Genomic DNA, 16,220 nt, shown 5'->3' with positions numbered 1-16,220 from the left:
CTACCGATAGTTGACGAACTGCAATGCGACGTCGAGGCTGGCCTGCTTGAGCAGTGCCTGAACGGCCTGGAGGTCGTCGCGCTTCTTGGAACTGACGCGGATCTCGTCGCCCTGGATCTGAGCCTTGACGCCCTTGGGTCCCTCGTCGCGGATGAGCTTGGTGACCTTCTTGGCGTCCTCACTGCTGATGCCCTGCTTGATGCTGCCGATCACCTTGTAGGTCTTGCCGCTGGCCTGCGGATCGCCCGCGTCGAAGGCCTTCATCGAGATGTCCCGTCGGATCAACTTCTCCTTGAAGACGTCGACGGCGGCCTTCACCCGCTCCTCGGTGGACGAGACCAGGATGATGCCCTCCTCGCCCTGCCATTCGATGGTGGTGTCGGTGCCGCGGAAGTCGAAGCGGGTGGACAGCTCCTTGGCGGCCTGGTTGAGCGCGTTGTCGACCTCCTGGCGATCGACCTTGCTGACGACGTCGAAGCTTGAATCCGCCATTGGACCCCCTCCTCCTCTGTTGTGTGCGTTTTCGTCTTGGGACCATCCTCGTTGTACCCTGCTTATCGCACCAAACCCGGGTACCACCTCGGGGGAGGTCAAAACCCCGGCAGGTTGCCCGAGCGGCCAATGGGAGCGGACTGTAAATCCGTCGGCTAACGCCTACACAGGTTCGAATCCTGTACCTGCCACGCACGTCAGGCCCCCTTTCGAGGGGGCCTGATTGCGTTGTGGGGGCTGATCGTCCGCAGTGCGTCCGCAGTAGTTGCAGCAGCCGCGTCGAACGCAGAAGCCACGGCATCCAGATCGTCCGGGAAAAGGTGGCCATATCGGTCCAGAGTCAGGACGGCAGTCTTGTGTCCGAGGAGCTTCTGGACCACCTTCACGTTGGCCCCCTCGCTGATCGCCAGCGATGCGCACGTATGACGCAGATCGTGCAGGCGGACGCCGTCGCACCCGTCGACCGCCGCCGTGGCCTTCTGGAACCCGTACCTCGCCTGACCGACGGTGAGAAACCCGCCACCCCGAGCGGACGGGAAGGCCAACGCCGTGTCGCCCCGTCCGTCGATCTCGGTGGTGAGCAACCGGGACAGAAACAGGGGCACCGGCACGGTCCTAGAGGTGTGATTCTTCGTCGGGCCTTCGACGAGGCCGGTCTTGCGGACGTAGGTGACTGACCGTCGCACCCGAATCCGGCGCTTGTCGATGTCGATGTCGCCGACGCGCAACGCGGCGGCCTCCCCAAATCGCAGACCGCAGTAGCCAAGCACCAATACAAGAGTCCGCAAACGACCTGACGCTATCGCCACTCGGTGCAGCTGTTCGTGAGTGAGGTATCGCTGCTCGGTCTCGGGCAGGGTTGGTAGCTCCAAACCGTCGGCGGGGGAGGCTGCCAGGTGCTTGGAACGTACCGCGAACTTCAGCACGGCACCGATGAGTTGGTGTGCCTGCCGCACTCTGGAGGCGCTCAAGCCCGCGCCCACGAATCGCACTGACCCGTCTGTGGTCAGCCGGGTGATCCACACCTGAAGATCGTCGTATCGGATCTCGCGCAAGGGGACGCCATTCCACCGTGGGAGCACGATGGTGTCGAGCAACGACTGATAGCCCGCTACCGTCTTTGCCGACCGATGTGCCTTGGTGGACAGCCACTTTTCGGCAATCACTCCGAACGTCACCGCCGTAAGCGCGGGGTCGGTCCAGGTGCCAGTGACTTGATCACTCACCTGTTGGTTGAGCCAGGCTTGCGCATCGACCTTGCGGGCGAACCCTCTGGCGTGTTCGTGGCCATGGTCATCGACGTACCGCGCGCGCCAGCGGCTGCCCTTGCCGTGCATTGCACTGGGCACTTTCTGCTCGTTGCCCTCAAGGTCCCGAAGGGACTTGTTCCATCTGTCCTCGACACCGGCCCGCCTCTTACGCTTCACGGCACCGCTCATGCCTTCACCACCTTCGCGACCTTCGGCTGCTTACGCGCGGCTGCTGTCTTGGCCCTCAACGCTTCCTCGGTCTCCAGTGCCAGTTCTTCGACTGCGTCGTATGCGCTGTTGAGGCGGCGACACGCCGTGTCGGCGAGCTTCTGCAGACCTTGGAGGCCGTCGTAATCGAAGGCGGCTGCGATGTGACGTGCCTGTTGTTGGATTTCGCGAGTGACGTCCAGCGCCTGGTCTGATGAGCGCCTGGCGGTGTCGCGCAGTACCCGCAACGCGAAGGCAAAGTCGGCGTCCGCAGGACCCACCGACCGCCCCATTAGCGTGTCAAGGGAGACACCGAAGAGGTCAGCGATACCGACCGCCTCGTTGATGCGAACCGACCGATCGCCCGCCTCGATCTTGGCGATCGTCGTGGCGTGCATCGGCTGGACACCGTTGTCGGCCAGAAGTTTTGCCATTTCCGCCTGCGACCAGCCGCCGTCGGTGCGCCCCTGCTTAACTCGTTCCCCGAAACGGTCATCACTCCACTTTTGAATTCCCATTTTCGCAACTTTACTTTCTGGTATTGCTCGACGCAACCAACACGGTTGATACTAGGCGTAGTACCAGAAAAGTTAGTTCTACGAAAATAGGAAGGAGGCGGGAACAGTGGATAGTGAACTTGTCGGCGCGCCCGATCTCGAGAAGCTGACCGGGACCAAGGCGAGCACTTGGCGGTATTGGGCGATGCTTGGAACCGGACCAGCCAGCTTCAAGTTGGGCAGGCGCAGGGTCTGGCGCAAGGTAGAGGCACTGGCGTGGATTGCCGCGCAGGAGGCCGCGACGAGCACGGGCGGTGACGCTGCGTGATCACCTCCCGCCGCCCGCAGGTCTGTCAGAACGAGCGCGATGCCATGGAGGACATCGGACTGCCCATGCTCGACGAATGCGTTGAGAACGACCCCCATGTCAGCACCGCGACCAGCTGGTGCCATCGTGAAGCGCGAAACGCCAGCGGAAGGCGGCGCAGCCGTAAAGTTGCCGGTATCGCACAGTGGTGGGCCGAGCAAGAAGCCCACCACTCCGAACAGCGACAGCAGCAGATCGATCGAAGCGTCGCTGACTTCAAGCGACGGGATGAGATCAAGCGGCAGTCGTCCGACGCTGCTGTTGCGGCAATTAACAGTGGCCGCCCGAAGACTAATCGAACGCCTGAGAAGGATGTTCACGTCCTCGCTGGCGCTGAGCGGCTGGGTCGTCAGCCGGTTGAGCACCGATTGGTGGATCTCGACTGCGATGAGGCGACGCTGAACTGCGCACACGCCAGCAGCCATGCAGTTACCGGACCTGATTCGACGTTGTGCACTGCTAGTTCCGTCGGGTCCGACGGTATGTGTGAGGCGTCCGTCGTCCACAAAGTGGCCGAGATCCTCGACAAGGGCCCCGCCGTGACGCCGCAGATGCGAGCCAGGATCGAGCAGCTTCTGGCTGATCGCGAAGTTTCGGGGCCTGATTGACCATGACCAACTTCGACGACAACACGATGTTTCGCGTGGCTTACGACAACTCGCCCATCGACGACGCCCCCAGGGTCGACGGCTTCGACATCAGCAGGACCGTACTCGACGACTATCCGGCTCCGTACCCGCACAAGAACCCCGAGGGCACCTTTGTGCGGCTACCCATCCGGCTGGTGTTCAACGAGTGCATCGGCCTCGGACTGGAGATCGGCCCGTACGACTTCAGCGAGGTCGACATCCACATGCTCCGCCAAGCCATCGCCGGGTTCGAGCTGCAACGCAGGCAGATGCCGAACGCCAAGTCGGAGAACGAGGTCGAGGACTGTGCAGCGAAGTTCGACTATTGCCGACGTGTCGACGGAACCAAGTATCCGATCGAGCGCCGCTCGGCCAAATGACCGCGAATGCGATGGGGGCCTTGGCGCGGGAAACCGAGGCCCCCATCGCTTGCCGCCACGGGAAGAGTCCCGACGAAGGACTACCACAACCATTCCCCACAAGAACAGGAGGACCTTTTGATGGTACCTCGCAATGAGATTCACCAGAGGACGCCGAAGGCCTACGTCATCGACCCAGAGATACTGCAAGAGGTCGGACCGGTGCCAGCCATCGTCCATTCCGTCCTGGTGGCCCATGACATCGGCGACGGCATGCAGCTGACCCACAAGCGCCTCGCCAAACTGACCAACATGCCCGTCATCAAGGTCCGCCGGGCGATCGACACATTGCGTGATGCTGGTCTACTCAAGGCCGAGGCGGTCTTCCAGGACAACTGGCAGCAAGCCAACCTCTATCAGATTCCGACCTCCGCCAAGCCTGATCGCAGTGAGCAGCCCCCTGCTCATAGTGAGCAGCCGAATAGTTATATATATCAAGTAGATAAAGACAAGAAGAACCAAGAAGTAGTAGATAACCAAGTAGTTCTTCCGAAGAAGAGTTATCCAGATACAGATCTTGGGGGCGAGTCCAGGGCCTCGCTGCGCGAGGAAGCAACGGATCTCCAAGCGGTGGAGCCAGGGAAAGTCGATAGGGATCGGGACACCGTGATCACCTTGGCCGACCTGGATCAGCCTGGGGGCGCTCGCTCCGCTCGCAGTCAGCAGGCAGTCCCTGTGGGTGCTCGCTCCGCTCGCATGCGACGAGACAACATTTTCTCCAGGTTCACGAAGGCCAACGAGATCGTCGAGACCTTCCACGCTTCCATCGAGGAAGCGACTCAGCGCGAAGTCAAGAACCAGCAGCGGATTAGGGGCTGGCACACCAGTGCCAGAGTGCTGCTCCAGGACGGCCATTCCCTTGAAGAGGTCCTTGAGGTCATCGGCTACGTCTTCGGTCAGGGCCTGATGGACAAGAGGCACGGTCCCGAGAAGATCACCAACCTCAAGCAAATCCGCGATGAGTACGAGTACTTCCTGGAGTCCACGAAGCTCGGCAAGCCTGCCCCTCCTCAGCTCCCCGAGACTCCTTCGTGGAACATCGACTTGATCAATCTTCGCCGCCGTCTGGAGGAGCACCGGTGAGGCGTCGTCCTTGGAACGAGAAGATCGGTCCCGCTCAGCTTCAGGCCGAGCGTGCTTGCCTGGACCAGATCTCTGAGCAGACTCAGACTCAGGCAGCAGATCTCCGCTGGAACGTCTTCAGGGACAACATGACCGACGTGGCCAGGGGGATCGGAGCCAGAAGCCCTCAAAGTCGCTCAGCGTGGCGCTGAGGCCCCAGAAACGACGACTGAAAACGGAGTGCGCTCCCCCATCGGGATACCTTGTGCTCATGGCCGACGCTTCCGACAGTCCTTCCGAGGGCCTCAATCTGGACTTCACCACAATCAGCTCGTTGGTCGGGGTCATGCAGCGTTTGCAAGACGAGGTCGACGCCGCCAGTCAGCAGGTCGTCGACGCCCTTCTGATATCGCGACCACGATTTCAAGAACTGATCGACCAGGCCATCCGCGCGGCTGCGTACATGAGCACCCGCTTGCGCGAGAGCCTTCCGATCAACTGGCCCCGCGACGGCAGGCTGAACGGCGTCTGGGCGGTACTGACGGAAGACGGCCTTCCGCTCGTCTACGTTCCGCGTGCTGAGATCGTCCAGGCCGTCCTCGACGCAGAGAACTATGCCGATCGCGTCCGAGTGCTCGTTGGAAGGCGCGATGACGTCATAGACGACTGCCGAACAGCGATCAACGCGACGCAGCTTCACCCTTCGGTGGCCGACCTCGGCGACTTCGTCAGGGAGGCTCTGACGCTTCTCGCCGAACGTCGATTCGCAGGCGCGCAGAGCCTGGCTGCGAACCTGTGTGACACCATCATTCGTGGCACGATGCCGCCACGACGTCCGTACTCGCAGATGGTCAAGACGATCGACGAGTCTCGTTTAGGCGACGAGCTGCTCAGTGTTTCTCTGGCCTTTCGACCCGTTTTGCAGTTCTACGTCCCCTGGAATCCGGGTGATCCTCCAGCGGCCCGACTGCGCCGTCACTGCACCGCGCACTTTGTGTCGCCTGAGCAACTGACCGAACGCAACGCGACGATCGCAGTGATGCTTGCAACCAGCCTGCTACTAGCCGTCAGCGAATGGGACAGCTGGGCCGAGGGAAACGAAGAGTCAATCTGACCAGCAGAGCCTGCGGATACGTGGTTGTCGCCCTACAGTGTGCCTATAGTCGAATTCCACTGCGCTTCAATGGATTATGTCCACAGCAGGTGCAGGACAGTTGTTAAATTTCAAAAAAGACGCGCGCCGTGGATCGATCTACTGAAGGCCGTCGAGCCGTGGCTGCCGTGGTCTTGATGCGACCACACTGGTCCGGATCTCGATGATCGTGCTGATGAGGTCATCGATCCACTCGTCGTCGATCATGTGGGCCTCGGACTTTTCATGATCCGTGTCGGGCCGCCACCTGAGCAGCCTCAGCTTCTGTTGGGGGTCATTGCCATCGACACCAGGGCGAGCGTGCAACATCGCGTTGCGCTTCGGCCCGATCTCGATGAGCGCCTGCCCACCCGCGCGGTAATACTCAGCGACCCCCTCGTCGGTGCTTCGCGGGGCGTGAGCCAGGAAGTACTGGCCCATGTTGGATGTGGTCATGCCAGCCACCTTCATGCCTCGCAACGTCGCGAAGTCCAATTGCGGTGGAAGCAGAGGATGGAACCGCACCAGGTCGGTAATGATTAACCCTTCGAGTTCGGCCACAAGGAACACAACCAGGCCGACCTTGTTCAGGTAGCCAGCCTCGGGTATCTGCAGTGGAAACACATCGTCAGTCACGGTGATCAGCTTGCCCCAGGCGTGCCTCTGAGCCGTACCAGTTCACAAGTGCCCCGGATGCCGACCCTCGACTGCTCCAACCGATATGTTGGCGCGGTGGATGTGTCGACGCTCGCCTCATTGATTGCTGCACTGGGCGTTGGCGGTGCGATCGGGCAATACGTTGGAGCAGCCGGAGCACGCCGCGAGATCCGCAGCGAGTTCCTGAAAGCAGTGGCAGCGGTCGAGGAGGCACGTTTCTCAAGGACTGCGAATGGCGAGGACTTCCCCGAGTTCGTCACTGCCATCCGTGACCTGGAAACGGCTGGCCTACTAGCCCGCATCCCTAGACGTGCATTGCAGCATTACGTGGTCTTCGCTCGCGCCGCCCGCTATTTGAGCGGCGACGCAGTGGACTTCGATCCAGTCGATCAAGAGTTCTGGGGGAGTCCCCCGACTGCGTTCAACACTCTCGTCCGCGACACAGCTGAAGTTCTGTCTCGGTTGGCCTGGAGTCCCTGGAAGACGCAATTGACACTGGGGCGCGAGCTGAGCAAGATACGCGGTCGCGCTTTGGAACTCCAAGGCTATCCGATCCAGCATTACCTCGGCCTGTCCCAACGGTTCTTCTATGTCCTACCCGGCCCACTCGCACAGCTTCCGGACGTCAACGAGCCCGGAGACTAGACAAGGTTCCCCCATTCATAGCGGCTCACGCAGTGGTGAAGAAACTTTCACGCGCACAAGCTAACTTACGGATCCTCGCCGACTCGGCCAAGTGACCCCGGTATGGGGTTCAGATCCCTGGAGTCCGACGGGCTGAACCTCGCCATGGTCGGCCTTCTCGCACGCGCACACCGTGACCAGAGAATCTCCGCATGGCCTAGGCAAATCCGACAACCAAGGAGCAGTGGTCGGTCTCGCGCCCAGTCCGCGTGGCAACGACGCTGGTGAGCATCGAAATATATACTGTAGCAACACTATAGGTTGATAATCGATCTGCAGATTGGTTGCGGTCGTGGTGTATTCTGAGTTCACTGAAACAACAGGTGCTCTCGGCTGTCAAAGCAGCGGCTTCACGCCAGCGGTTGTACTCGCGGGTGAAGCTACGAGCTGGGTTTCTGGCGAAGGTAGCGGCGGTCACGCACCAAGCCGGTGACAGCACCAGATGGTCCGGTCGAAGCCACTGGCAGTCACGGGGTCGCATAGGACTGGGCTAGGAGTCGCGGGGCGCGCACGCGGCTTCCTAACTGACTGCAGATCAAGAAGATTGGCTGGTCCGATCAGCCTGTAGAGGATGACAAATTGTTGAGTTGTTCCAAGGTCTGAATCGGCTTACCGCCTCGCACTTGCGCCATGCGTCGACACTTCAACCACGGCGAATGCGTATTCAGTTCAGCTTCTGAGGTACTCGGTGAATCGTCATTAACCAACACCAGGTTCTTAGGGTCAGCTCTGACGTCGCGTAGGGCGTCAGGCGATGATGTCAAGCGGGCTGTGGCTGCTGGAATTTCGAGTACGTGACCGTCGTTGACCTGCCTGAGCTTCATGAGTGGCCGCGCCGGGTCGCGGCACGCCAACCCCTTCATCTCACTAGCGCAGGCGAGGGAGATTCACCGCGTCGAGCAGAAGTTCGGACATCTGGGCCGCATCAAGATGCAGCAGAAGCGGTTAGACGACTTGTAGAGGCTGGGTTCTCACCGAACCAGTCCGCCGAGGCAGTCGCTGACCTCCACGTCTCAGAGGGAATTGACCGATCCTTGCCCGACCGATCGGGGGTGTCGTCCGGAAGATCGATTACCCGGAATTGTCCTTGACCGCCGCCATGCACCCGTCGTACATGTCGCCGTAGTCGTCCGATTTGCTCTGGGCTTCGGTGGCGTAGCCCGCAGCGATTCCCACCACCGATCTGCAACCTGACTCGGCTGACACTCCCTGCCTCACCAACGATATTGCTGTACCAGCGTGGTCGTAGCCGTACTTCCATGAGTCGCTGTGTCCAACCTGTGTAATCACAGCCGCGATGATCCCGATGATCACCACGCCTGCAGCAGTCGCAATGCCTACGCGGCCCCCGGTGCTAAGCCGACTCCAAAACGCGCCGACGCGCTCAAGCATGGTGCCCCCTCAAACCTGCGACGCTGCTACAGATCCGCCACCAAGCGGTCTCCCGCGTTCCGGCTGGCAACAGCTCGACAATACTAGGCCGATTAGACATGGGTGCGATGCACATGCGTATTTGACACTCTGGCCCATTGCGCACTGGCCGTATGTGGTTGGGCATCATGTCCGACGAACGATCCAAGCCCGCCCTAAATGAGACCACCCGTGTCTTCGGTGAGCGTGTGCGTGATCGTCGGCAATCGTTGGGCCTCAGCCAGGAGGCCGCCGCCGTACGATGTGGCATCCACTGGACGCAGCTGGGCAAGGTCGAGCGTGGTCAGCGCAGCTTGCGCCTGGAGACGATCGTGAAGATCGCCGACGGCCTCGCCACCGATGCGGGAGAGTTGGTGAGCGGTTTGCCAGTCCCTCCAGGATCATCAGCCGGAGGCTGACCACCGTGCGCTTCTGGTGACAGTGCCGTCGGGGGTGCACGCGCTCCCCGTCTCAATAACGGTCCCCCTGGCGGACGGATCGTGCCACCAAGGAGGACAATCGCGCGGGTGGCAGTGATCGTCGTCGACACGAACATCCTTGTTGCATCACCCCTTCTAGAGAGCCGAGCGTGGCGCTCCCTGACGGATCACGCCGCAGAGTGGGACATCGAAGTGGTCGTCCCAGAAGTCGTTGTGATGGAAACGGTGAATGTCGTTCAGCGCGGCTGGGCAAGCAGCCGTCAGAAAGTCGTCGACCTGAACCTCGGCGTGTTCGGCCTTGACGACGCAAAGGCTGCGATCGTGTCACGCATTGACGAAGTGTCTAGCGCATACGAGATGTCGCTGCGCACCAGGTTGAACGCCATGGGTGTCAAGGTCTGGCCGACGCCGGCGATCGATTACATGGACATCGCCCGCCGCGCGTCGGGCAGTCGCGCGCCATATGGAGGCGGCGACAAGGATGGGTTTCGCGACACGCTGGTTTGGCACTCGGTCCTGGCAGCAGCGCAAGCCAACCCCGAAACCGAAGTGTGGTTGGTGAGCGATAACCACACGGATTTCGGACCCAAAGCCGGTAACTGGACCAGCGACGGCAAGGGAACACGCGATGCTTGCCCCATCCTGTTCCACAAGGAGTTGGTTGCGGAGCTGACCGAGCGGAGGCTCTCCGAAAGAGTCTTCTACGTGCTCAGTCTGAACCGAATCGAGCAACACTTCGCCAGCCAGTTCTCACCGATCGATGCCGAGACGCTTGAACGGCTGGTCGACATACTCGACGATGACGCTTTGGACAACAAGTTGATCGAGGTCCTTGCCGGGTTGGTGCTGGATCCCGACCAAGCCGCCCTTCCATTGGAAGTACAAGTCGCCGAAGTCGCTGGCGCACGTGAGGAAGTCGGCGGGTGGATCTTCACCGAAGGGGCTAGGCGAGGCGACGCCGGCTGGACAGGACGATTCAGCGTTGACGCAGAGGTCGACATCGCTGCGCTAGACACTCAGTTCGCCGGCCATGAGTACACCAAGGAATTGCGACTGTCCGGCCAAGTCAGAGTCTCACCAAGCGGCGAGGTGCTTGAGATGACCGTCGATTCCGCCGTAGCGCTGCCTGGAGATCCCATGCGCGCCCGCCGGGATCGAAGGGCGGAACGACACTCTGTCGACCCACCGCTTTCCGGCATCGCCGGACTAGTCGGCGTTCACTCCAATGAGACCGCCGAGACCATGCGCAAGATCCTCTTCAGCGGCTCACCGAGCATTGTCGAGGCCCTCAACGCCCAGGCCAATGAGACCGCCGAGACCATGCGCAAGACTCTCTTCAGCGGCTCGCCCAGTGCCGCCGAGATGATCAGCCGGCAGGCCAATGAGACCGCCGAGACCATGCGCAAGATCCTCTTCAGCGGCTCACCGAACATTGTCGAGGCCCTCAACGCCCAGGCCAATGAGACCGCCGAGACCATGCGTCGCGTCCTGTTCGGCGGCAAACCCAGTACCGCCGAGATGATCGGAGCTTCCAGAGATGCGGACCCGGGTAATGGCGACTCCGACTTAGGCGAAGACGCGGACGCCCTCGACAACGGAGGGCCAGTGGCGTCGCCCTAGAGCAACAGCTCAGCAGGGCCATCGCTCATCCGTCGCGAAACGATCGTTTGAAGAGACTCGGCGGGTATGACGCGCGGCCTCGGCCAGATTATGTGGCCTAACGACATCCGTCGCGATCATCACAACTGAGAGTCAGCAAGCTCCGCCTATCCGAACCCGCTCTCCGTCGACATGTACGGGCTAGCATCCGAACTCATGCCGCTGACGATCGGGGAGACGTTCGCCGGGTTCAGGGTCCTACGGCAGCTGGGATCGGGCGGAAATGGGCGCTGATCGTGGCGATTTTCGCTGTAGCCGCCGTTGCTGTCGCCATCGCCGTCGTCGGGCATGACCAGGTGAATGTGGCCACGACCGGGGATGCACAGGGGGTCAGTGCTCCTCGTCACCACTAGCTCCCCAGACGCCGTCGACGCAGCCGCCGCCAAGTAACTCTTTGATCGCTAGATACGGCTCAGCAATCCCGACCTACCCGCGCGGCTCTACGCAAGCGCCTCGGTCGGTCCGATTTCCTTTACGCGAATAGGGATACCTGAGACGTGTGTCGGCACCTCGAGCGGCCTCCGCAGCCGATGATCGAGCAGAATTACGATGCCCCAGCCCCCGTCGGGAAGCCGCTCAAGCCCAGTACCGTTCATCTTGCGCCGTTGAGTCCAGCTCATCAGTTTCATTAGCTGATCCCGCGCCGATTCGGCGTCGGCAATACTTTGACCAGGCATTCCGTCACGCTTTCGATCGACCGCTGCCTTGTAGGATCTCTTTCATCGTATCCGACAACGCCGTCGAACCTGCTGCCCAACACACGGGCTTACCAGACCCTCTTGAGGTCATAGACACTGCGGTGATCATTCCGATCGCCACGTCGCCGTCTGAAGGTGTTTCGCCGGGATAGATGAGCGCCCCAGAGTCGCCGTACCACGCGAATTTCTCCTGCTCACCTTCGACGGCAAACAACCCATCGAAAAGTCTGCGCTTCCCGTGGTAGGAAACGCCGATTCCCTTCGTCCGTATGAGCGTTACGTGTCCAAAGGTAGTCTCGGTCCTCGATCCCGTCTTCCGGACCCGCAATCCAGCTAGGTCGTCAGGATCAACTTCCCTGAACCCAGTCCGCGTTCCATCGTCGCACTGAGGGTGCAGGTCAATCAGGCCGAGGTCGGATTTGTTGTGCTTCCGACGGATGTGCGACCACCCTATGACGTGACCTATTTCTCGCTGTGAAACGCCAATGGACGGGGCCGATTGCTCTGCAATTCCGCCCCTCAGTCCTGACCAAACAATGTGCCCTGCGGTCACTGCGGTGCGCCCACTTCCAGCGGCGAGAGTGCCGCCGAGTGTGCCGCCGGGGCCGCCGGGCACGCTCACTGAGCCACCAACGACGGCGGCATCCGCTGCAACTAGCACGGAACCCACGACAAGAGTCGAAAACGACGCTGAATGAGCTTTCATGAAAGCGCCGGCGAGCTGCTTGAATCTACGGCCCTTCGGCGTTCTCAACACACGTAGGTGCTCGACGATCACGACCGCCGTCCACTCGTCCCTGAGAGGATCCGGCGATCCACTCCGGGACGCAACTCCCGTGCCAATCCAGTGTTGTCCGGGTTCTTGGTCGCCAACGGCACGTCGATCTTCGTCTGAACCGCCGAAGTTGGCCCACCTGCCCACCGCTTCTTCCAGCACTTCTGCCCACTCAAGAGCCTCGCGAAGCGACCCGCGCTTCCCCTGGCCGAACTCGTTGGCAAAGAACATGGCTAGAAGATATCTCCTCGTCTACGCCTGGCCGATGAGCCAAGCGCCGAATCCAACCAGGCCGAACCCGACGAAGATCAAAAAAATCCAGATCGGCGCCTTGGTCGCGGCCTTCAAGAACGCAGTGAGCGCCTTCAGCAGCTTCGCTAGTCCGGCGAACGGGTCAAAATTCTCTGCAATCGATGGTTCGGTCCTGAGATCTCTGATCATCTTCGCGATCCCGCCGCCAACCCCGAAGAAGAGCACGACCACGCCGAGAATCATCAGGGCGATCCCGACCCCGACTTCGACCGTTGACGACAGTGCAGTCACTCTGCAGCCCTCCCCTACTTGTCACGGATATCTCCGTCGCGCCAAGTTGCCGTATTTAACCATGCCGTACGGTCCATGGCTTGACGACATGCCACTCGCCGGTGCTGGCCTGCCGCCCGTTGGGGGACATACTCACAAGGCGTACGAGATACCCAAAAGCCGTACGAACGCCATCGTCACAGTCTCAGATGTGACCACATACGAGACCCCTGGTGAGGCGGCAGCCACGCTCCGATTCGCAGAGGTTGCCCTGTCTCGAATGTCCGTCTCGGAATGGACTGTCTCGTATCTGCGTTCTGGGCCATTATGAGACACAATGCCGAGCGCATCGCCCAACCCACCACCGGTAGCCGTGTCGGGTACACCCGGGTCTCGACCGTGGCCCAGACTCTCGATCAGCAGAACGAGGCACTCATCGCAGCAGGAGTCACGAAGGTGTTCTCCGACGTGATGTCGGGCGGACGCGATGACCGGCCCGGACTCGCTGAGCTGATGTCCTACGTTCGCAACGGCGACACCGTCGTGGTCTGGAAGCTCGACCGCCTTGGCCGCAACTTGTGGCACATCTTGCAGACGGTCAAGTCGCTCACCGAGCGTGGCGTGACCCTGGTGTCGACGTCAGACGGCATCGACTCATCCACACCCGCCGGGCGGATGATGATCGGAGTCCTCGGCTCACTTGCCGAGTACGAACGTGAGTTGACCAAAGAGCGAACTGCGTTAAAGCGGGTGTCATCTCGCGCACGTGGCGTCAAGTTCGGGCGACCACGCAAGGTCACCGACGCCGAGCACATCGCCACCGCCAAGCGCATGAGAATCGACGGCCACGCTGCCAAGGACATCGCCAAGTACCTCGGGGTTAGCCGGGCGACGCTGTACCGGTATCTGGGTGACCAAGCGGCTTAAATCGTGCGCCGTCCGATGAAGTCAGCGAGGTGTTCACGCTCGATGGCTGCTCCGGCCAGTGCGTCGCCGACCATGGTGTCGCCGACGGAGTCCCACACCGATAGTCGGCACAGTCGGAAGACGCTGGAGTGTAGCGCGGCGATGTCCTTGATCGTGTCGTAGAGCGCGCGTTGCTTCCAGCGTGGAGAGCCATGTTCGTCCAGCACACCCGGCGGCGATGGTGAGCCAAACATGGTTTCGCATGACGGGTTCGTCCAGCGCTTTCCCCACTTGCCTGCGGCAAGGCACTCCTGTTCGCGGTCACGACACAGGCCGAGATAGACGTCATACCAAGGCAGGTCGGTCGCCCAGGTGGGTTGCAAACTCTGCGCCCGGTATCGGTTGAAGTGCAATTCTTCGTCCAGTTCCACCACCAGCCCATCAGCGAAGACCAAATCCCATGCGCCGGGCCGGAGTGGCGGCATCGGGGTCTGTCCGCCCAGCGCTCGAAAAAGGTCGAGCACTTCTTCGCGAGCGTTCGGTGGAAGGGTATCGAGCCTCGGCACAGGAGGGGCATCTGACATCGCACTGTGCCCAACCTGGCTAAAGAGAATTTGCAGTGCGTTCGCCCGAGCGCCGGTCCGTACCACCGATCCAGTGTGGCATCGGGTGGCGTCGACATGTTGTCTCATTCCCGCGCGGCGAGCCGCATCGCAAACTGCGCCTCCTTCCGCAACTGCGGTTATCGCCGGTGACGGCGGGCCGACGCATCGAACAAAGAGTTGTTGGCGTCGACCGAGGGAACATGCGCCTGCGCCATGTCCGGTCCGGATGTTGTCGGTGATCCGTGAGACGCTGCTCTTGACGGGGGAGGGCACCGAGAATGCGCGATCTATACCGCGAGTGCGCAGAGACCATTAGGGCGACGATGACGGACTCAAAACCCGCGCATCCGAGACGCGAGAAGGTCGCTGCATTTAGCCGGAAGGCCGCCGACATCTTCCGTGCCGACGACCCTGCGTTCAGCTACGAGTGGTTCTTTGGCGCGTGCGGCCTCGACAACTGGGGGGACCTGATGGTCAACCACGAGGAGCAGTCATGACTGCGCTCAAGGATCGGCTCGTCGAGCCACTGGCACCGCACCGCGACCGCATCGCAGGCTGCGCCGACAGACAGTCCGTCCCGTTCATCGAGTCGACATGGCGCAGATGGCTCGACCTCGGCAACATCGACGCCAACTTGGTCGAGCATGTGTTCGCATCGGTAGGTCCCAACCAGGTCCCCCGCGAACAAGTTCGCGTGATGGCGTCGAGCACGGCCACTCCCGATGACCGACTTGCTCTGCTGATCGCTGTGCTCGTTTGGGGCAGGGGCAAGAGCAACGCCCGGATGCGCGATCCGATCCTGAGAACCCTCACGCATGATCGCCGCGACGAAGTGCTCGCCAAGACCGCTGAGCTTGCGCAAGCTGGCAGAGTCGCGGAGGCATACAAGGCCTGGAATCTGCCGGGCCTGCAGGCGGCGTTCTTCACCAAATGGCTATGGGCGGCAACGGCTTCGACGCCGGAAAAATGCTGCCTTGTCCTCGATCTCCTGGTGTGGAAGAGCCTAGGTACGTTCGGCTGGAACAGCCTTGAAGCTGCAGGCGGGAACCGTAGCCGGGCAGCGAGGTATGCAGCGTACGTTGAGGACGTCCGCCTTTGCGCTGCTCAACTCGATGTCCGGCCCGAGGACGTCGAGTGCGCGCTCTTCCGTGCGAAGGGAGACCTGGGCACGCTGCAGGCACTCTAGAAGCGCCGGGCAGCGGCTCAGCCCAGCTTGAAAAGCGCCGAGCAGCGGACTGGGACTCAGGGCTGACTTAGGCGTGTCGAAGGATGAGCTTCGTGGACGCCTCGACCGGACGGAGGTCCAGGGCTTCTTCATCTCCGGTGTGTCGATCCCGCCACCTGTCACGCCCTGAGGAGAATGGACGCATGGACCCAGAGGATGCCGCCCTGATCGCGACTGCTAACGCCGAGTTGGTTGGGTTGCTTTCCGAAGCGCACGATGACGGCCTCGCCGAGGCGCTGTCCGAGATGCAGGCCGAGGAAAATGAGCGGATGGCCCCGTTCTGGGATGCGGTGGAAAAGTCCAACGCCGAGTTGATCGAGATACTGCGCGGGATTGAAGCTAGCCCGGAGCGACAGGAGTTCCTCGCGACGCTGGCCGAAATCAATGAGGAATGGCGACGCGACATCGTGGCGACCTTGGCCGAATTGCCCGCGATGCAGTTGGATCAGCTCGGATAGGACCGCAGCGTGTCCCGCACCACGTGCGGCTCGCAAGCCGTGAGTACAGGCGACGCACAGTCAGCGACGACGGCGTGACGAAAGAGGTCCACCGGTGCCGCGACGAAACTGCTCCGGGGACGGAGA

Annotated in this window: 21 protein-coding genes and 1 tRNA gene; 14 read left to right on the top strand and 8 right to left on the bottom strand. The window is 61.4% G+C overall.

All coding sequences use genetic code 11. The annotated features are described in order from the left end of the window. Positions 1 to 492, bottom strand: a complete 492-nt coding sequence (locus HNP02_RS07535; protein ID WP_184436804.1) for a YajQ family cyclic di-GMP-binding protein — start codon at positions 490 to 492, stop codon at positions 1 to 3. A 108-nt stretch (positions 493 to 600) separates the two neighbouring features. Between HNP02_RS07535 and HNP02_RS07530 the strand changes: the two genes are divergently transcribed. Further along, positions 601 to 683, top strand: a tRNA-Tyr gene (locus HNP02_RS07530). Positions 684 to 689: 6 nt separating this feature from the next. On the opposite strand, the gene HNP02_RS07525 is transcribed toward HNP02_RS07530, so the two are convergent. Further along, positions 690 to 1,931: a site-specific integrase gene (locus tag HNP02_RS07525; RefSeq protein ID WP_184436802.1), complete on the bottom strand. Its 1,242-nt coding sequence runs from the start codon at positions 1,929 to 1,931 to the stop codon at positions 690 to 692. Further along, complete coding sequence (locus tag HNP02_RS07520; protein WP_184436800.1) at positions 1,928 to 2,467, bottom strand: helix-turn-helix domain-containing protein; 540 nt, start codon at positions 2,465 to 2,467, stop codon at positions 1,928 to 1,930. The genes HNP02_RS07525 and HNP02_RS07520 overlap by 4 nt, the downstream gene beginning before the upstream one ends. 106 nt (positions 2,468 to 2,573) lie before the next feature. Here HNP02_RS07520 and HNP02_RS07515 point away from each other — a divergent pair, with 106 nt between their 5' ends. The 5 genes from HNP02_RS07515 (at position 2,574) to HNP02_RS07495 (ending at position 6,037) form a co-directional block, all read left to right on the top strand. Continuing rightward, positions 2,574 to 2,774 carry an AlpA family transcriptional regulator gene (locus tag HNP02_RS07515; protein WP_184436798.1) on the top strand — a complete coding sequence of 67 codons (201 nt, stop codon included), beginning with the start codon at positions 2,574 to 2,576 and terminating at the stop codon, positions 2,772 to 2,774. Then, positions 2,771 to 3,421 (top strand): hypothetical protein, encoded by a 651-nt coding sequence (locus HNP02_RS07510; RefSeq protein ID WP_184436796.1) that lies wholly within the window; start codon positions 2,771 to 2,773, stop codon positions 3,419 to 3,421. The genes HNP02_RS07515 and HNP02_RS07510 overlap by 4 nt, the downstream gene beginning before the upstream one ends. A 2-nt stretch (positions 3,422 to 3,423) precedes the next feature. Beyond that, positions 3,424 to 3,822, top strand: coding sequence for a hypothetical protein (locus HNP02_RS07505; RefSeq protein WP_184436794.1), 399 nt, complete (start codon positions 3,424 to 3,426; stop codon positions 3,820 to 3,822). Positions 3,823 to 4,023: 201 nt separating this feature from the next. Next, positions 4,024 to 4,944: a hypothetical protein gene (locus tag HNP02_RS07500; RefSeq protein ID WP_184436792.1), complete on the top strand. Its 921-nt coding sequence runs from the start codon at positions 4,024 to 4,026 to the stop codon at positions 4,942 to 4,944. 250 nt (positions 4,945 to 5,194) lie between these two features. Then, the gene (locus tag HNP02_RS07495) at positions 5,195 to 6,037 is read left to right on the top strand and encodes a hypothetical protein (protein WP_184436790.1); all 843 of its coding nucleotides are present in this window, start codon (positions 5,195 to 5,197) and stop codon (positions 6,035 to 6,037) included. Positions 6,038 to 6,175: 138 nt separating this feature from the next. On the opposite strand, the gene HNP02_RS07490 is transcribed toward HNP02_RS07495, so the two are convergent. Beyond that, a complete protein-coding gene (locus HNP02_RS07490) occupies positions 6,176 to 6,691 on the bottom strand; it encodes a hypothetical protein (RefSeq protein ID WP_184436788.1) in 516 nt (171 codons plus the stop codon). Between the two features lie 57 nt (positions 6,692 to 6,748). Here HNP02_RS07490 and HNP02_RS07485 point away from each other — a divergent pair, with 57 nt between their 5' ends. The 4 genes from HNP02_RS07485 (at position 6,749) to HNP02_RS07470 (ending at position 10,866) form a co-directional block, all read left to right on the top strand. Further along, complete coding sequence (locus HNP02_RS07485) at positions 6,749 to 7,357, top strand: hypothetical protein (protein WP_184436786.1); 609 nt, start codon at positions 6,749 to 6,751, stop codon at positions 7,355 to 7,357. A gap of 861 nt (positions 7,358 to 8,218) precedes the next feature. Beyond that, a complete protein-coding gene (locus HNP02_RS07480; RefSeq protein WP_184436784.1) occupies positions 8,219 to 8,356 on the top strand; it encodes a hypothetical protein in 138 nt (45 codons plus the stop codon). Between the two features lie 599 nt (positions 8,357 to 8,955). Next, the gene (locus HNP02_RS07475) at positions 8,956 to 9,225 is read left to right on the top strand and encodes a helix-turn-helix domain-containing protein (RefSeq protein WP_184436782.1); all 270 of its coding nucleotides are present in this window, start codon (positions 8,956 to 8,958) and stop codon (positions 9,223 to 9,225) included. Positions 9,226 to 9,333: 108 nt separating this feature from the next. Then, positions 9,334 to 10,866 carry a PIN domain-containing protein gene (locus HNP02_RS07470; RefSeq protein WP_184436780.1) on the top strand — a complete coding sequence of 511 codons (1,533 nt, stop codon included), beginning with the start codon at positions 9,334 to 9,336 and terminating at the stop codon, positions 10,864 to 10,866. A 146-nt stretch (positions 10,867 to 11,012) separates the two neighbouring features. On the opposite strand, the gene HNP02_RS07465 is transcribed toward HNP02_RS07470, so the two are convergent. The 3 genes from HNP02_RS07465 to HNP02_RS07455 all read right to left on the bottom strand — a co-directional run bounded on the left by HNP02_RS07465 (position 11,013) and on the right by HNP02_RS07455 (position 12,873). Then, positions 11,013 to 11,252, bottom strand: a complete 240-nt coding sequence (locus HNP02_RS07465; RefSeq protein ID WP_184436778.1) for a hypothetical protein — start codon at positions 11,250 to 11,252, stop codon at positions 11,013 to 11,015. Positions 11,253 to 11,586: 334 nt separating this feature from the next. Then, on the bottom strand, positions 11,587 to 12,609 hold the full coding sequence (locus HNP02_RS07460) for a hypothetical protein (RefSeq protein WP_184436776.1): 1,023 nt from the start codon (positions 12,607 to 12,609) through the stop codon (positions 11,587 to 11,589). 21 nt (positions 12,610 to 12,630) lie between these two features. Then, the gene (locus tag HNP02_RS07455; protein WP_184436774.1) at positions 12,631 to 12,873 is read right to left on the bottom strand and encodes a hypothetical protein; all 243 of its coding nucleotides are present in this window, start codon (positions 12,871 to 12,873) and stop codon (positions 12,631 to 12,633) included. Positions 12,874 to 13,227: 354 nt separating this feature from the next. On the opposite strand from HNP02_RS07455, the gene HNP02_RS07450 reads away from it, so the two are divergent. After that, positions 13,228 to 13,827 carry a recombinase family protein gene (locus HNP02_RS07450; RefSeq protein ID WP_184436772.1) on the top strand — a complete coding sequence of 200 codons (600 nt, stop codon included), beginning with the start codon at positions 13,228 to 13,230 and terminating at the stop codon, positions 13,825 to 13,827. Here HNP02_RS07450 and HNP02_RS07445 read toward each other — a convergent pair. After that, on the bottom strand, positions 13,824 to 14,456 hold the full coding sequence (locus HNP02_RS07445; RefSeq protein WP_309241460.1) for a hypothetical protein: 633 nt from the start codon (positions 14,454 to 14,456) through the stop codon (positions 13,824 to 13,826). The genes HNP02_RS07450 and HNP02_RS07445 overlap by 4 nt on opposite strands. 278 nt (positions 14,457 to 14,734) lie before the next feature. Between HNP02_RS07445 and HNP02_RS07440 the strand changes: the two genes are divergently transcribed. The 3 genes from HNP02_RS07440 (at position 14,735) to HNP02_RS07430 (ending at position 16,094) form a co-directional block, all read left to right on the top strand. Further along, positions 14,735 to 14,908, top strand: coding sequence for a hypothetical protein (locus HNP02_RS07440; protein ID WP_184436770.1), 174 nt, complete (start codon positions 14,735 to 14,737; stop codon positions 14,906 to 14,908). Continuing rightward, positions 14,905 to 15,597 carry a hypothetical protein gene (locus HNP02_RS07435; RefSeq protein ID WP_184436768.1) on the top strand — a complete coding sequence of 231 codons (693 nt, stop codon included), beginning with the start codon at positions 14,905 to 14,907 and terminating at the stop codon, positions 15,595 to 15,597. Before HNP02_RS07440 ends, HNP02_RS07435 begins: the two co-directional genes overlap by 4 nt. Before the next feature lie 182 nt (positions 15,598 to 15,779). Next, the gene (locus tag HNP02_RS07430; protein WP_184436766.1) at positions 15,780 to 16,094 is read left to right on the top strand and encodes a hypothetical protein; all 315 of its coding nucleotides are present in this window, start codon (positions 15,780 to 15,782) and stop codon (positions 16,092 to 16,094) included. Positions 16,095 to 16,220 lie beyond the last annotated feature (126 nt).

This window comes from Mycobacterium sp. AZCC_0083, assembly GCF_014202335.1.
Taxonomy (GTDB): domain Bacteria; phylum Actinomycetota; class Actinomycetes; order Mycobacteriales; family Mycobacteriaceae; genus Mycobacterium.
Note: the sequence above shows the minus strand (reverse complement) of the source record. Positions and strands in the feature narration are given on the sequence as shown.

Coding starts and splice junctions, on each gene's coding strand:
- HNP02_RS07475 (WP_184436782.1), top strand. CDS start 8,956: ATGTCCGACGAACGATCCAAGCCCGCCCTAAATGAGACCACCCGTGTC.
- HNP02_RS07535 (WP_184436804.1), bottom strand. CDS start 492: ATGGCGGATTCAAGCTTCGACGTCGTCAGCAAGGTCGATCGCCAGGAG.
- HNP02_RS07505 (WP_184436794.1), top strand. CDS start 3,424: ATGACCAACTTCGACGACAACACGATGTTTCGCGTGGCTTACGACAAC.
- HNP02_RS07485 (WP_184436786.1), top strand. CDS start 6,749: ATGCCGACCCTCGACTGCTCCAACCGATATGTTGGCGCGGTGGATGTG.
- HNP02_RS07480 (WP_184436784.1), top strand. CDS start 8,219: ATGAGTGGCCGCGCCGGGTCGCGGCACGCCAACCCCTTCATCTCACTA.
- HNP02_RS07520 (WP_184436800.1), bottom strand. CDS start 2,467: ATGGGAATTCAAAAGTGGAGTGATGACCGTTTCGGGGAACGAGTTAAG.
- HNP02_RS07455 (WP_184436774.1), bottom strand. CDS start 12,873: ATGATTCTCGGCGTGGTCGTGCTCTTCTTCGGGGTTGGCGGCGGGATC.
- HNP02_RS07430 (WP_184436766.1), top strand. CDS start 15,780: ATGGACCCAGAGGATGCCGCCCTGATCGCGACTGCTAACGCCGAGTTG.
- HNP02_RS07440 (WP_184436770.1), top strand. CDS start 14,735: ATGACGGACTCAAAACCCGCGCATCCGAGACGCGAGAAGGTCGCTGCA.
- HNP02_RS07460 (WP_184436776.1), bottom strand. CDS start 12,609: ATGTTCTTTGCCAACGAGTTCGGCCAGGGGAAGCGCGGGTCGCTTCGC.
- HNP02_RS07435 (WP_184436768.1), top strand. CDS start 14,905: ATGACTGCGCTCAAGGATCGGCTCGTCGAGCCACTGGCACCGCACCGC.
- HNP02_RS07525 (WP_184436802.1), bottom strand. CDS start 1,931: ATGAGCGGTGCCGTGAAGCGTAAGAGGCGGGCCGGTGTCGAGGACAGA.
- HNP02_RS07495 (WP_184436790.1), top strand. CDS start 5,195: ATGGCCGACGCTTCCGACAGTCCTTCCGAGGGCCTCAATCTGGACTTC.
- HNP02_RS07450 (WP_184436772.1), top strand. CDS start 13,228: ATGAGACACAATGCCGAGCGCATCGCCCAACCCACCACCGGTAGCCGT.